Consider the following 13453-nt stretch of genomic DNA (forward strand, 5'->3'; position numbering starts at 1 on the left):
CTATGAGCCCCGGTTTGGCGATCACTGTCGGTGTTGCACCGTCGGCGATGGCGGACGAAACGGTCTCTTACGCGCAGGTCGAGGAGCGTAATGCTCAGGAGCGTCTGCGTGCTAACTGCTCTTATTTCCAGTACGACACCCAGTGGGGCGATCACCGCTTCGCAATCAACTACACCTGCGATCAGGGGTTGCAGCACTGGTTCTCTATCGGTGGGCACAAATATGTAGGGGGTAGGGTAACGCCCGTTACGACTTCCGACCATGAGTGCACCATGATAAGCGGCAACGGTGGATATCCTGTTCCCCGCAACGGCGGTAGCTGTGCGTGGGTAGATGAGGATCTTGTTCCCGCAATCACCGATTGGGGTAACTACTTCGGTTGATCTGCATTTTGGCTGCAAGCGTTTATATGACATCATAAAGGCGCTTGCAGCTGCCTTGTGATCTTGTGAGGGGAGGGATGTGCTGATGAAAGTCTTGCGTGTATTTGTATGCTTAGCGGCGATAGCATCTTTTTCTATTTCATTTGCTGGTTGCGGAAGTCCTGTTGCGGGAGCTGACAAAAGAGAGGGACATGAATCTGTTAGTGCTCCTATAGGTTCTGATGCGCAGACAGAATACATGGCATATACGGAAACGGCAGCATTAAACGATAGCTATATGACGCAGTTGAATAACGAACTGTCTGGTGTAAATGTCGACGCTGATTTTGTGAATAGAGTGACTGAAGACCGTCAGATAACTGCAGAGGAAATGAATGAGGCAGAGCGTAGGGCGATTAATTGTCTTTCGAAGTATGGTTTAGTTCCCAATGAGAACTTCTGGTTTGGGAAAAATACCGGATTCATTGTCGATGAGAATGCTCTTTCCGATTCTGATACCAACAAAGTCGACGATGAATGTCTTTATAATACTGGATATGCGGCATTGAAATCTGTGTATCTTAATGCCGTACGTAATCCTAACAATATAGATCTTGATCCCTATCGTTTCCAATGCTATAAGGATTACAAACTCATTGATCAGGATTATTCCTATGAGCAATTCAAGCAAGAGCTTGATAATGGTAAGAGCCCATTAAGCTACATTCGTTCATCTTCTACTCCTGGTTATGATGATTTCATGGAGTGCGTTACCGACCCCCTTCACCACATGAAAAGCAAGTAATGACTGGTCAGGTGAGTGGTGATGAGTATTCTGCATATCCGTTCACGGAGCAAGAATGGTGGAGCGAACGCCAATGACAATGACGGCGGTACAAAGCGGGGGGCTTCGTTGCTGAAGGTGAACCGGTCCGTTGTCGTCATCGGCAGTGTCGCGTCCTTGCTGCTGGGTATAGGCGTTGGGGCCATTGTTTTTGCTCCTCATGCGCCGGAGGTCATTGATTCCGGCAACGTCACGGCTATGGTCTCGATCGAGAGGCAGGATGTGACTGATGCCAGATCGGTGACGATCGAGGCGGAAGATGTCGCATTGTCCCCCGTTGCCGCACCGCGATCGGGTATGGTGAATACCTCGTCATGCAAGCCTGGGGAGTCTTTGCATTCCGGGCAATCCCTATTGTCGATTGAGGGCAGAGGAATACTGATGCTGTCCACGTCGGAGCCGTTATGGCGTGATCTGCATATCGGCGATCGGGGGACTGACGCCAAGTCCTTGAACGATGCGTTGGGGGCGTTGGGGGAAGAGGTCCCCTCTGACGACATCGTGTCCGATCGGACTGTTACGGCGTTTGTGAACGTCGCGGCCAAGGCGGGAATCGATCTCGGCGACGGCTACACGACGATCACCATGTCGGATGTGACATGGCTGGCCCGTGATGGAGTCGTCGTTTCCGGATGCCCGGCACCTGTAGGGCAGATCGTGGGACAGGGATCGGCGATTGCCGAACTGCCGACCACAGCCACATCGGCGCGTGTCCAGAAACTGCCAACGGACGCGGTATCCGGCACACGTGTGATCCAGATCGACGATACGACCATTGGCGTGAGTGATGACGGTACGGTGGAAGATCTCGATGCCCTTTCTCGCACCAGAACCTTCCTTGCCTCGGAAACGCGTAGTGGCGGTACCCGGACAATGAACGCACAGTGGAAACTGAAGGATCCGGTCACCGTCGGCGTGGTTCCGGCCTCCGCAGTGGGCACCACGGGTGGTGAGCACGCTCAGGCATGTGTGGTAACCGAATCGGGTCCCACGCCCATACGCGTGGTTGGTTCCATGCTCGGCAGAACGTACGTACAAACCGCGGACGGTGGTATCCCCGCAGGGAGGGTCAGCGTTCATCCCAATGACAAGGCATGCTCATGACCAGTCACGTGGAGCTGCGTGATCTGGGCCACGCCTACGATAATGGACATTTCCTGTTCCGCCATGGCAATGCAGACCTGAAGTCCGGACGCATCACCGCGATCGTCGGGCCATCGGGCTCGGGGAAAAGTACGTTGCTGGCCATTCTCGCCGGTTGGGTCGCTCCGACCGAGGGCGAAGTGATTCGTCATGAGATCAAAGATCTGGGTTGGGTTCCGCAGCTGCCGATCGGGGTCAGCAGGAGAACCGTTCTCGATCATGTCATGCTGCCCATGTTGATTCGGGGTTTCCCTCGTCGCCGTGCGCAGGTTCGTGCCGAGTCCATCCTTCAGGAATTCGGTCTTGCCGACATTGCGGACAAGCCCTATGGCCAACTTTCCGGCGGTGAAGCCCAACGACTCATGCTGGCACGAGCCGTGGCGACGGCACGTGACCTGATGCTGGTGGACGAGCCGACCGCGTCCCTCGACCGGGCAAGCGCGCGCACTGTTATCGCCAGCATCCGTCACCTGGCGATGCAAGGCAGTGTCGTAGCCGTCGCCACGCACGATCTTGAACTACGTGACGTATGCGACGACGTCATCGATTTGGGACGATGGGCGGACAACATATGAAAGGCCTGAGAAAGCACCCATCCTGGAGATGGATACGAGCGGAAGCGGCACGGGATCTTGCCTCCGGCGTGGGAAACCCCGCGCTATGGTGCATGGTCATCCTCGTCGTGATGCTACTGTGCGGCGGTGTTGACGCATTGACGGTCCGACAAATGACGGACAGAGCATGGGCGTATCGTGAAGCCGGAGGCGATCTGCTCATGGTCAGTGTTCCCAATGGCGTGGATGTGCGTGCATGCGAGAATCTCGCCGAACTTCCCAACGTGCAAGGATCCACGGCCATGCGCTCCACCGATCTGGTCGCACCCATGGCATTACCCAGCTCGCCATATACCGCATACGAAACCACACCCGGCGCGAAACAGGTATTCGGTATTCACGGCGACGAAGGATTCGCCATATCCGGCACGATCTCAGCCCAGCTGGGAATACGCTCCGGAAATGCCATGACCCTGAAAAGCGGCGAACAAGCCAAGGTCACCGGAACCTTCGACTGGCCGAGCGATGGGCGACTGCCCCAATACGCCACCACGGTCCTGCTGGCCATTCCAAAGACCGAAGTCCAAGGGGCATTCGACAGCTGCTGGGTTCGAGCGTGGCCACGTACGGACGCGGTATCCGACGCCCTGCTCGCCACCGTCATGCAATCCTCTTCACAGTCCGGTAGTACCGTGCCAGGCGTGACGACGGTCAACCCCACGCTGGGCAGCGTTCCGCCGAATGAAACGGACTACCGACAGCGGATCACCCGATTCGCCACGATACCGGCGTTCATCCTCGCCATCGCCGTCGGCGCATCCTACGTGGCACGACGACGGCTGGAACTGGCCATGCTGCGCCATCTCGGTGCATCAGGGCCGCAAGTGGTCGTCCAGATGACGGTGGAAACCGCGGTATGGGTGTTGCCGGCAGCCATGATCTGCGCGGGAATATTCGCCGTACTATTGGCACCAATCGCCGAAAGCGTGCAGGATGCGCTGACGGTATGGGCTGATGTGGGACTCCGCATGATCCTCGTCACCTACTGCGGCACAATGCTGGGCACAATGGCCATATCGGCGACCATTCGTGTCGACGCGTTGCCGCGTCTCGTACGAGGACGATAGCAAATGGAAACAGGGCAGCGACCAAAACGTAGCGAGTCAACTAGGAAGCCATCGGAAAGGAGCTCATGATGACACGCTCAACACCATCCCCGATTCGGACCATGGCCGTGATTGCGGCCGCGCTCGCGTTCATGATGCCACTTACCGGATGTGGCGATTCCGGTGCTGGTTCGGCGTCTCCGTCGGCGTCGGAACCGTCATCGTCGTCGACCACGTCGTCGCGATCCACCAATGTCGCGTGGTCGCACATCAATGGCACTGATGTGCAGACCGCATACGCGGCATACACGCAGAACGCCACGCTGGGCGATCATGCCAGGCAGGTGCTGGGGGAGCGGGTGGCGTCAACGCCGAATATCGACAAGACCTACGTCGATTCCGTCACTGCCGACGGAACGATCACCGCCGACGAGATGAATGATGCCGAACAGCGTGCGGTCGACTGCTTCGCCGGGCATGATATGACCGCGGGCAAGGACTACTGGTTCGGACTGGACAGTGGCCTTGTCACCGATGCGTCGAAGAACACTCCCGCCGAGGACAACGCGATCAGCACCGCATGCATGGATACCAACGGATACAACGCGTTGCGCGCCACGTATCTCGACGCCGTGCGCAACCCGGATGGCGTCGATCTGGAACCGTACCGTTTCCAGTGCTACAAGGACTACAAGCTCATCGACACGAGCGTTTCCTACGACGAATACACGAAGGATCAGGATTCCGGCAAGTCGCTGCTGAACGCCGTGGACCCGGCCACGCCGTCCTACCGCGACTATGTGGAGTGCTTCACCGATCCGTTGCATCATATGACCAGTGATCCGTCGGCGGCTCCCACAGTGCAGTAGCCACAGTGCAGTAGCCATACAGTAACCACAGTGCAGTAGCGGGCGGCTCGGTATCGACAATACGGTGCGATAGTGCGAGTCTGACAGTGCCGCCCGCCCCGCATCTACTTGCCGCGCGACAACGACGTCTTGAGCAGCAGGTTGAACACGTACCGTAGGTTGCGCCTGTCCTCATCCGACAATCCCACATACGAGTTGATGATGTCCGGAATCGCGCGCGGTATGGTCTTCATCATGCCGGACAGATTGTCGGAACCGCTTGCGCCGAGCAGCGTGAACAGTGCATCCACCGCATGCTCGCGCTGCTCCGTGGTCAGCCCGGCCAGCCAGTCGTTGAGCTGCGTATTGAAATACTGCGAGCTCGACGACAGATGCGGCAGTCGCTCGAACTCCCAATGATCGTCGAGCTGCCACGAATACGTCATATGCTGCATGATGCCCTTTTGATCCGACACCACCACCGTGCACGGTTCGGGCGTCTCCAGAATCATGCCGACAATCGACGAATCCGGCACGATCTTCTCCACCTTCGGCATCGCGGCCGTGTATGCGGCGCTGTGCACCACGTCGGCAGGGAAACCGGGACCGTCGAGCGAATATGCGCGCGTGATGCGTTTGCGGATGCGTTCGCTGGCGTTCATGGCGGCATACACCGCCACGTTGCCGCCCTTGGAATGGCCGGTCAACACCAGCGGATGCGTGCCGGGATAATGACTGCCGTCCGCCGGGCGAGCCATTCGTCCAAGCAGGCTTTTCAATCCGCGCGGCCATAATTCGGCGACGGCGGCCACGTATTCCGCAGCGGATTCCTGCGCCGGCACCGGATACTGGAACGACATGTTGAAGTCTTCCTTCCATCCGGCAAACGAGTCGTCCGTGCCGCGGAACGCCACTACAAGCGTGCCGTCCCGGTCCGGCAGCAGCATCGTTCCCGCGGCGAACTGCGTCTGTTCGGTCGCACTGAACCGTTCCTCATACGCGCTCACACGGATCCCGCCGAATCGCGGGCTGTCGACAAGCACCTCGAACAACTGCTCGTCGAATTTCGGATCGCCAAGCCCGGTATGCCCCTCGCGAATATTGAATTCACTGCCGGCGCGCGTAAGCTCCGTTGCCACATCGCTGAGCGTGGGACCATCGAACGGCGCATCCCACAGCGCCTGCACCCACGCCTGCAGCCGGGGCCAGAATGAGTGTCGTCGGGCGAGCTGATCGGTGAGCCTCGGAACGGACGGTGGCATCGTCTGATACACGACCGATGCGAGCACCAGCGCATCCACATCGCCGAACGGACGTTCGTCGAATCCACGCGTCTCATCGCGCACGTAATCAATGATGTTCCCCATCGTCACTTCCGTTCACTGCGCACCTGCCCGCCGCCGGCACGTACGCCGGTTTCGCTCCGCGTATCGGCGGACGATACCGCGGATGACATCGTGGTCGTATCAGCCACGACATTTCTACTCTAACGCGAGTTGTTCAGTGCGGAATTGCACAGTCATCGCCGGGCCGTTGGATTAATTTGGCAAGTTGAATTGGCCGCAATGATCGCATGGGTCGATCGCATGGATCAATAGAGTCGGCAAACGAATATGCCTGACTGATCATCCGTCGGAACGATGCGTGCTCAGCGTGTATTCAGACAATCATGCGTGTTCGCCAAGGTGACTGTGGCCTCATCCTGAGTTCCACCCAAGTCGATCCCATGAATGATCCGGTGTAATGAAATCACTCGACGATCATCGCCGACGAATATCTCCAATGATGACGCGATGACGACGAGGACGACATTACGCAGCATTGCCCATCTTTGCTCATTATAGGAAGGATCATCATGGCTATCATTCAGCAGTCCGCCATCATTCAGCAGCCCAACGCCGATTTCCTGCCCACCTGGCACGGCACCATCGCCCAGCAGGGACGCGAACTGTCCCTGCGCCACATCTCCGCCTCCGTGGCCTACACGCCCAGCCCGAGTGCAAACCACGGTCCGGCAACCCGAACCAGCAGCCGCGCCCACGCCGGCGCTCGCCGTCGACTACCGCAATCTGATTCGCGGCCGCTGAGTTAGTCCGCGATCTTCGTCTCGGGTGTTGTTTTCGACTTTCGTCTTCCATTGCACAGACCGACGATGGGTGTGGGATATCCCGAGTGATATTCCACACCCATCGTCATGCTGTGTACGGGGTGTTGCGCTAGGCCTCTTCCGGGCGTACGCCCTCGTCGATCACGCGGTGCAGTTTCCGCTCCAGTTCCGCGGCCTTGGCTTTGGCCTTCGGGATATCCAGCGGACGATCCTCGTCGTAGTACTCGATATATGGGCGGATGCGCTTGCGGAATTCCGCGTCGTCGCACGCCCACAGCACGGTGTCGTCGCCGTTGAACAGGGCCTTGTACTGGATGTACGATCCGGTGGTCACCGGCAATACGGTATCCGTGCGCTCCTCCGTGATCGCGAAGACGCCGGGCACGCCCTGCGTCGGGTCATCGGTCAGCAGGCCGCGGTTGGTCAGCACGCTTTCGCCATACGAATCCGTGGAGTACTGGTACTTGATATTGCCGGTGTCACCGTCCCACAGCGTCCACAGTTTGGGGGACATGAAGCCGCGCTTCTCGAATCCTCGGGCGAATTCCGGGTCCCAGGCCACCGGACCGTCATCCGGATTGTAGAAGTTGAACCGTCCTTCCACACTGTGCTCCTTGTCCCAGTGAACCTCCATGAGCTCCATGGAGAATCCGTCAAACGACGTGAAGTGTTTCACGTGAAACACGTTATGGCCAAGCTCCAGTCCGTCCAGCCACTGCTGCAGATCCTCGGCGGTGGTTTTCGGCGTCATACGCAGATCGTCATAACTGCCGCGATAGACCTGACCGCCGATCTTCTTGAGCTCAGCGTCCAGATCGGCCTCAGACATGTCGTCGGCGAGTTCATCAAGGCCGGGCGCGTCATCGTGATCGTGACCGGCGTTCGCCTCACTCTTGGCATCCTGCTCGAACCTGCCGAAGCTGGCCGCATGTTCGAGCGCCACCTGCTTGATCTCCTCGGGCGTATGCGCCTTCCTCATCGCAGGGCAGGTCCTGAGATGATCGAGCTTCAGCCCAAGACTGATGACGTAGTGACGCAGGCAGTACTTTGACATGTGATCGTACTTGCAGTTCGGATCGTTGCAGTACTCCAGAATGTACCCGTCGCAGAACTCGGTGCAGAAGCCATCCTCCCACTGACAGGTGGTATCGTTGCCACCGCCATCGAAGAAATCCGGCAGGTCGGGATCGTCGAAATCGTTCTGCGGGGTCGTTGCGTCCGTATGCAGATCCAGCACGGTACCCGTGTCGGTTCCTGTGGCCGTGTCGGTGTCGGCATCAACGGTCGTGACGGTTCCTGCCATGTCCTCCTCCATCATGTCAGTCAGGTCTTCCGCCATGGTGATTGTCGTGGTCGTGGTCGTCGTGCAAGTCGTCGTCATCGTCGCTCCTTCTCTGTTGTCGTTTCCGTTGTCGTTGTCCAATGGGCGGCGTCGGTGCCGTACCTCATTTCACCCCTCTATGGTCGGTGCCCGCTCGCCCTGATGATTCCATTGTCCTCCGGAATACCGTTATCGGCAGAAAACTGCCATATTGCGGCGTACCATGAAACCATGGCGACGGCAAAAGGAAGCACGTACTCCAAGAACGCGATCATCGAGATCTTCGAACTGCTGTGGCGGGAAACCGACGATTCCCATGGTCTGACCGCAAACGAAATCATTGAACGACTCGAGGAACAGCACCGTTCCCATGGCGACGACGACTACAAGGCGCCATCCAACCGTACGGTGCGCGAACAGCTCTACTGGCTGAAGGACAACCCTGTGCTGGGTCGTACGGTGAATCGACTCGACGCATCGGAAATGCCTCAGCTGCGCAAGCGATGCTCCGATCCAAAGCCCGGCTGGTACATGGAACCGTATCTCAGCGCCTCGGAGATGCGGCTGCTTGCCGACAGCCTCATGCTGTCACGACTCAACGAGGACACGTTGGGTGATCTCGAGAACAAGATCGCAGCACTGTCGGGCGGCCGCGAGGGCCAGCCGCGCGAAGCCAGCCATATCGATGCGTATGAGCATTACAACAACGATTTCCTGCACACCATCGAAGGCGTGGACCGTGCCATTCACGAAGGGCGGGTCGCCACCCTGGACGAGCCGTCTCCACGATTCCCGAATGGGCGGGCGGTGCGTTTCCAGTACTGCGACTACACGCTTGGCGGTGCGCTGGAGCCTCGCCGATGGCGGGACGGCAACGCCCGCTGGTACACGCTCGACCCCTATCGTTTGGTGTACAACACCGGCCGGTACTATCTCGTCGGCTACCTGCACCACAAGCACTATCCCACCACCAAGCCGCATGAGGAGAATCTGATCTGCTTCCTCGCCGAGCGCATTCGCAACCTGTACGTGCTGGACCCCGCCAAGGTCCCCGTAACGTACACGCTCGATCGATGGCGTGCCGATGGGTCATTGCGCGCCGATGATCAGCCGTCGGATCCGAATGACGTGCTTGACCCGGTCGAATACGTGCGTCAGCGGCCGTATCTCGTTACCGGTGCGGCAGTGCCCATCACAATGGTCGTTCGTCGTGGCATGCTCGGCACGGTATACGAATGGTTCGATGCCCCCGATGTGAGCGAATCCGGGAAGAACGACGGCGACGGCAATCCGCTGTACCGGGTCGTCGTACGTTGTCCTGAACTGGCGATGCTGTGGTGGATTCTGCAGTATTCCGCCAACGGTGACGTGCAGATTCTCTCGCCGCAGAGTCTGCGTGACAGGCTGTATGAAGCGGGGTGCCGTCTGGTCCGGCAATACCGTCCGGAGCATCCGGAGTCAGGATCGTCCCAGTCCCATGCCTGACGCCACAGGACTTCGTCGTATCGATCACCTTGATGCATGGTGCGCGTTATTCAGGGCAGACTGCGATGTCGAACGACACTGCAGTCTGCCCTGATCGTATTGGAATCGTATTGGGGGGCGCCTACTTCGTCAGGTTCGCCACGAAGTCCTTCGCGGCCTGGTCCAGTTCGGCGTCGGTGATGCCGGACGTGTTCTGCACTAGGAACGGGTCGCGCCACGTCAGATCCACGCGGAACGCCATGAGCTCGAACGGGCTGAGCAGTTCGGCCATGGTGTGCTTGTATTCTCCGTCCTTCTGATAGCGCGAAGCCGGCGAGCCGGTCGACACGGCCAGCTGCAGCGTCTTGCCGTCGAGCGCATTGCCACCGGCGTAGGCCCAACCGGGCGTAAGAACGGCGTCCTCCCACTGCTTGAGCAGTGCGGGGGAGCTGTACCAGTAGAACGGGAACTGCAACACAATGTGATCGTGCTGTTCGATGAAGGCGTGCTCGGCGTCAACGTCGATCTTGAAGTCCGGGTACAGGGCGTATTCGTCGCGGACGTCCACACCGGCGGAATTCTGCGCGGCGAGCTCGTCGAGCAGACGACGGTTGATCTTCGAGGCTTCGTAGTTCGGGTGGAACAGCAGTACGGCAGTGGACATGATGGCTCCTTCTGCGTGGAATGCGGATTGACGATGATAACGTTCAGCGTTTCACATGAAACGTTGTCATTGCTGACGGACAGGAGTTTCCTGACCTGCGACCCAGTGTACGGCCGTTCCTTTGCTGTGCGATAGATCTGTTCATTCTCGGCTTTGCCGTATTTTGTGAAGAAACTGTAACGAGACGTGGTGCATCGTAGACGGTTGTACCAAGGTCGGTGTAAGTTCTCTTTTTGTTGCCTTTCAGGGCGACATGCGGACATAGCTTAGTTGGTAAAGCGCGACCTTGCCAAGGTCGAGACCGCGGGTTCGAGTCCCGTTGTCCGCTCGCTTCGGGTGATTGGCGCAGCGGCTAGCGCACTTCCTTCACACGGAAGGGGTCGTAGGTTCGATTCCTACATCACCCACGAGCCGCGGTTCCCATCGCGACGATGCATAACTCAATACGGGGCTATGGCGCAGCTGGTAGCGCATCTCCATGGCATGGAGGGGGTCGGGGGTTCGAATCCCCCTAGCTCCACGATCAAGGTCCGGGACCATATGGTTCCGGACCTTTTCTGTTTTCTGCTTCTTGCGTTTGCCGTTTCCGCGGGTTATAGGCCAAATTGTGTGTCCGTTGTGGGGCGTAAGGCCTTGTCTCGGTTGGTGTGCCGCTGGCTTGAATGTAGGCGGTGCGGCTTTCGAGGTCGAACGGGCATCCGTCCCACGCGCATTGCGGCCGATACCCAGTAATCACCCGCCCCATAATCAACCCGATGCCTGTTCGACACATGCGTGCGTCCAACGAGCATGGAGTATCCTCTCCGGTGCCTGTCTGCCGTATGCGTGTGTCCAATGAGTATTGTGCCCCGTCCTCCGTGCTCATCGGTCACACGCATGAGTCATATGGGCACGGAAGCTTCCACCCGGTGCTTGTCCGGCATACGCGTGCGTCAGATAAGCATTTCCCGGTTACGGTGGTGACGATCGAGGATCTATACATGCCGGTGTCGGCGCTTCACAATACGAGCAGGATCGGCGGGTTCCATACCCGGACCGAGCAGCCAAGCCGCCAGACACACAATTTGGCCTATAGCCCGGATACGTCGCTGTGTCGCTTGTGTCGCTTACCGCTGCTCGATGCGGTCCGTGATCACGCAATTGTCGCAGTGAATCCTCCATACAGCTGGCCGGACGATGAAAAGTACATGAACAGGCTGTCGTTTCCAACGATATCCCCCTATTCGCGTCGTACGCTGAACATACTTGAACCTAAACACAGGATGGTGCGCAATGGCGGGCAAAAAAGACAGGTCGTTCAACTACTGGAGTATGAACTACAAGGGCAAGCTCCGCCGTACATGGGTGATGCTGCCGATCTGCATCATCGTCGGTATCATCGCGCCGTTTTGGACGGCCAGCGAATACGGCAGCATGATGGTGGGCATTGTCATTGACATAGTTATGGCCGTCGTATGGGTGCTGCAGCTGCTGTACAACATGCGCAAGGCCCGCGAGGAGGAGCAGCAGGAACTGGGACAACAGTCCGGTTCGGGGCAGGCGTCGCCGATGTCGAATGCGCAGTACGGCGGTGCTGCGGCTGCCCCGGCCCAGAATGCGCAGTCGTCTCAGTCTGCACAGTCATATGTACAGCCGATTCCGGTGTCAAACACGTCTCCGTCCGGCACGTCTGCCGCTGCGCAAACGAGCCCCGTGCCGAATCCCGCTCAGCCGTATACGGTACAGACGACGGCGACTCCCGATTCGAAGGGCTTTGAACAGGAGACGAGCCGACTGCAGATGCAGATGGCGTATCTGGCGGTGTCCCTGCTCGACGGAGCGGCTGTGGCCGACGGCCGTGTGCGGTCAGTATACGTTCACGCCATGGTGAACAAAGGGCAGTCGGCATGGGACTGCTTCTTCCGCGTCGGTGATTCCCTGGTGGCGTCCGGCGACCTGATGAAGAGCATGCCGCAGGAGCCCCGCAGCCGGTTCTTCGCCTCCGGCCGCTCCCTGATGGATGACTACCGCAATGTCTGCGCGCGGTACGGCATCGATGCCCCGACCGAGCTCCGAATCACCTACGATCCGAAGAACCATGGTTTGCACACCGATGTCAGCTACGATCCGATCGGCGACAACGATCCGTTCATGGCGTGGGCGTCCCAGGTGTATCAGAGCTTCCACGCCTGATCCGAGGTTGCGGGGTCTTTTCCGTTTCTGACTCTCAGCTCATCTCGAACGATCTCCCACCGACAAGCTTGTCGGTGGGAGATCGTCGTTTTCCGGTTCTCGGTAATAGACCGGATCTACAGCATGCCTGAACTCGCGCTGTCTGAACGAGCGGTAAATGCTCGACATCGATCGGCGAAAAGGTTGGTGTATGGGTGTTGTGGGGTGTTGTGTGGTGTGGTGTTGGTGGGTGTATTGTCTCGGGGCATGGTTGACGGGTGTCTCGGGGCATGGTTGACGGGGTGTCCTGGGGCATGCTTTACTGCTGTCCTGGGGCATCGTTGTCGTTCGCCGGTGGCCTGCGGTATTGGTATTCGCGTGTGGTGTCGAGTCTTTGGTCGGCGAGGATCTCGCCGGTGGCGGTGTCGGTGACGGTGACGATGCCGTGGTCGATGGCCAGTTCCACCGTCCTGCCGGCGTTCTCCCTGCCGATGTTGACGATGATGCGGCGCAGCGGAGCGACGCCGCCCTGCTGGGTGACGCATCCGCGTCGGTCGGTCTTGTGCGTGCGGGCCGGGACGGTCACGTCCACGGGCTCGGGCTCCGTGCGTTCGGCGGCCGGGACGGGCCTGCGTCTCGGGGCCGTCACGCGTTCGGCCTCGCGGTGTTCCTCCTCGTCGCGTCTGGCCTGTTCGCGGGCGGCGATCTCGGGGTCGGGGCCGGCCTTGCCCTTGGCCTCGTACGCCTCCTTGGGGGTGCGGCGGCCCAGGGCCCGGTGGGGGCGTTCCTCGTTGTACTCGCGGCGGAACTCGTCGAGCTGGGCGTTGAGCTCGTCGAGACCGCGCGCGAGGTGCCGGGCGGCGAGCCATTGCTTGAGGGTGCGGTGCCA

General features: G+C 59.0%; 13 protein-coding genes and 3 tRNA genes. 12 read left to right on the top strand and 4 right to left on the bottom strand.

From position 1 onward, the window contains the following. Positions 1-2 precede the first annotated feature (2 nt). The 6 genes from BTIS_RS04985 (at position 3) to BTIS_RS05010 (ending at position 4878) form a co-directional block, all read left to right on the top strand. Positions 3-383, top strand: coding sequence for a hypothetical protein (locus BTIS_RS04985; RefSeq protein ID WP_094663249.1), 381 nt, complete (start codon positions 3-5; stop codon positions 381-383). A gap of 79 nt (positions 384-462) precedes the next feature. Then, complete coding sequence (locus BTIS_RS11680; RefSeq protein WP_143248874.1) at positions 463-1167, top strand: hypothetical protein; 705 nt, start codon at positions 463-465, stop codon at positions 1165-1167. 21 nt (positions 1168-1188) lie between these two features. Then, entirely contained in the window at positions 1189-2310 is a 1122-nt protein-coding gene (locus tag BTIS_RS04995; protein ID WP_094663253.1) for a hypothetical protein, read from the top strand. An 8-nt stretch (positions 2311-2318) separates the two neighbouring features. Next, positions 2319-2924, top strand: coding sequence for an ABC transporter ATP-binding protein (locus BTIS_RS05000; protein ID WP_245819307.1), 606 nt, complete (start codon positions 2319-2321; stop codon positions 2922-2924). A 152-nt stretch (positions 2925-3076) separates the two neighbouring features. Continuing rightward, positions 3077-4030: a hypothetical protein gene (locus BTIS_RS05005; protein WP_143248875.1), complete on the top strand. Its 954-nt coding sequence runs from the start codon at positions 3077-3079 to the stop codon at positions 4028-4030. Positions 4031-4095: 65 nt separating this feature from the next. Next, a complete protein-coding gene (locus BTIS_RS05010) occupies positions 4096-4878 on the top strand; it encodes a hypothetical protein (RefSeq protein WP_143248876.1) in 783 nt (260 codons plus the stop codon). Positions 4879-4982: 104 nt separating this feature from the next. Here the strand turns inward: BTIS_RS05010 and BTIS_RS05015 are convergent, their stop codons facing one another. After that, a complete protein-coding gene (locus tag BTIS_RS05015; protein WP_094663259.1) occupies positions 4983-6224 on the bottom strand; it encodes a DUF2974 domain-containing protein in 1242 nt (413 codons plus the stop codon). A 488-nt stretch (positions 6225-6712) separates the two neighbouring features. On the opposite strand from BTIS_RS05015, the gene BTIS_RS05020 reads away from it, so the two are divergent. Then, entirely contained in the window at positions 6713-6949 is a 237-nt protein-coding gene (locus tag BTIS_RS05020; protein WP_094663261.1) for a hypothetical protein, read from the top strand. Positions 6950-7073: 124 nt separating this feature from the next. Here BTIS_RS05020 and BTIS_RS05025 read toward each other — a convergent pair whose 3' ends face one another. Beyond that, entirely contained in the window at positions 7074-8345 is a 1272-nt protein-coding gene (locus BTIS_RS05025) for a hypothetical protein (protein ID WP_158216849.1), read from the bottom strand. A 171-nt stretch (positions 8346-8516) separates the two neighbouring features. Between BTIS_RS05025 and BTIS_RS05030 the strand changes: the two genes are divergently transcribed. Beyond that, positions 8517-9770 (top strand): helix-turn-helix transcriptional regulator, encoded by a 1254-nt coding sequence (locus BTIS_RS05030; protein WP_158216850.1) that lies wholly within the window; start codon positions 8517-8519, stop codon positions 9768-9770. A gap of 121 nt (positions 9771-9891) precedes the next feature. Here the strand turns inward: BTIS_RS05030 and BTIS_RS05035 are convergent, their stop codons facing one another. Continuing rightward, the gene (locus BTIS_RS05035; RefSeq protein WP_094663267.1) at positions 9892-10413 is read right to left on the bottom strand and encodes an NAD(P)H-dependent oxidoreductase; all 522 of its coding nucleotides are present in this window, start codon (positions 10411-10413) and stop codon (positions 9892-9894) included. A gap of 255 nt (positions 10414-10668) precedes the next feature. Here BTIS_RS05035 and BTIS_RS05040 point away from each other — a divergent pair. From BTIS_RS05040 to BTIS_RS05055, 4 genes are all read left to right on the top strand, one after another. Next, positions 10669-10741: transfer RNA gene (locus BTIS_RS05040), tRNA-Gly, on the top strand. A 6-nt stretch (positions 10742-10747) separates the two neighbouring features. Next, positions 10748-10820, top strand: a tRNA-Val gene (locus BTIS_RS05045). Positions 10821-10860: 40 nt separating this feature from the next. Then, positions 10861-10933: transfer RNA gene (locus tag BTIS_RS05050), tRNA-Ala, on the top strand. A 752-nt stretch (positions 10934-11685) separates the two neighbouring features. Continuing rightward, on the top strand, positions 11686-12585 hold the full coding sequence (locus BTIS_RS05055; RefSeq protein ID WP_094663269.1) for a hypothetical protein: 900 nt from the start codon (positions 11686-11688) through the stop codon (positions 12583-12585). A 298-nt stretch (positions 12586-12883) separates the two neighbouring features. Here the strand turns inward: BTIS_RS05055 and BTIS_RS05060 are convergent. Then, the coding region (locus tag BTIS_RS05060; RefSeq protein WP_143248878.1) for an integrase core domain-containing protein at positions 12884-13453 on the bottom strand (570 nt) is incomplete at its 5' end.

This window comes from Bifidobacterium tissieri (assembly GCF_002259645.1).
Lineage (GTDB): Bacteria > Actinomycetota > Actinomycetes > Actinomycetales > Bifidobacteriaceae > Galliscardovia > Galliscardovia tissieri.

Coding starts and splice junctions, on each gene's coding strand:
- BTIS_RS04985 (WP_094663249.1), top strand. CDS start 3: ATGAGCCCCGGTTTGGCGATCACTGTCGGTGTTGCACCGTCGGCGATG.
- BTIS_RS04995 (WP_094663253.1), top strand. CDS start 1,189: ATGAGTATTCTGCATATCCGTTCACGGAGCAAGAATGGTGGAGCGAAC.
- BTIS_RS05005 (WP_143248875.1), top strand. CDS start 3,077: ATGACGGACAGAGCATGGGCGTATCGTGAAGCCGGAGGCGATCTGCTC.
- BTIS_RS05010 (WP_143248876.1), top strand. CDS start 4,096: ATGATGACACGCTCAACACCATCCCCGATTCGGACCATGGCCGTGATT.
- BTIS_RS05015 (WP_094663259.1), bottom strand. CDS start 6,224: ATGGGGAACATCATTGATTACGTGCGCGATGAGACGCGTGGATTCGAC.
- BTIS_RS05020 (WP_094663261.1), top strand. CDS start 6,713: ATGGCTATCATTCAGCAGTCCGCCATCATTCAGCAGCCCAACGCCGAT.
- BTIS_RS05025 (WP_158216849.1), bottom strand. CDS start 8,345: ATGACGACGACTTGCACGACGACCACGACCACGACAATCACCATGGCG.
- BTIS_RS05030 (WP_158216850.1), top strand. CDS start 8,517: ATGGCGACGGCAAAAGGAAGCACGTACTCCAAGAACGCGATCATCGAG.
- BTIS_RS05035 (WP_094663267.1), bottom strand. CDS start 10,413: ATGTCCACTGCCGTACTGCTGTTCCACCCGAACTACGAAGCCTCGAAG.
- BTIS_RS05055 (WP_094663269.1), top strand. CDS start 11,686: ATGGCGGGCAAAAAAGACAGGTCGTTCAACTACTGGAGTATGAACTAC.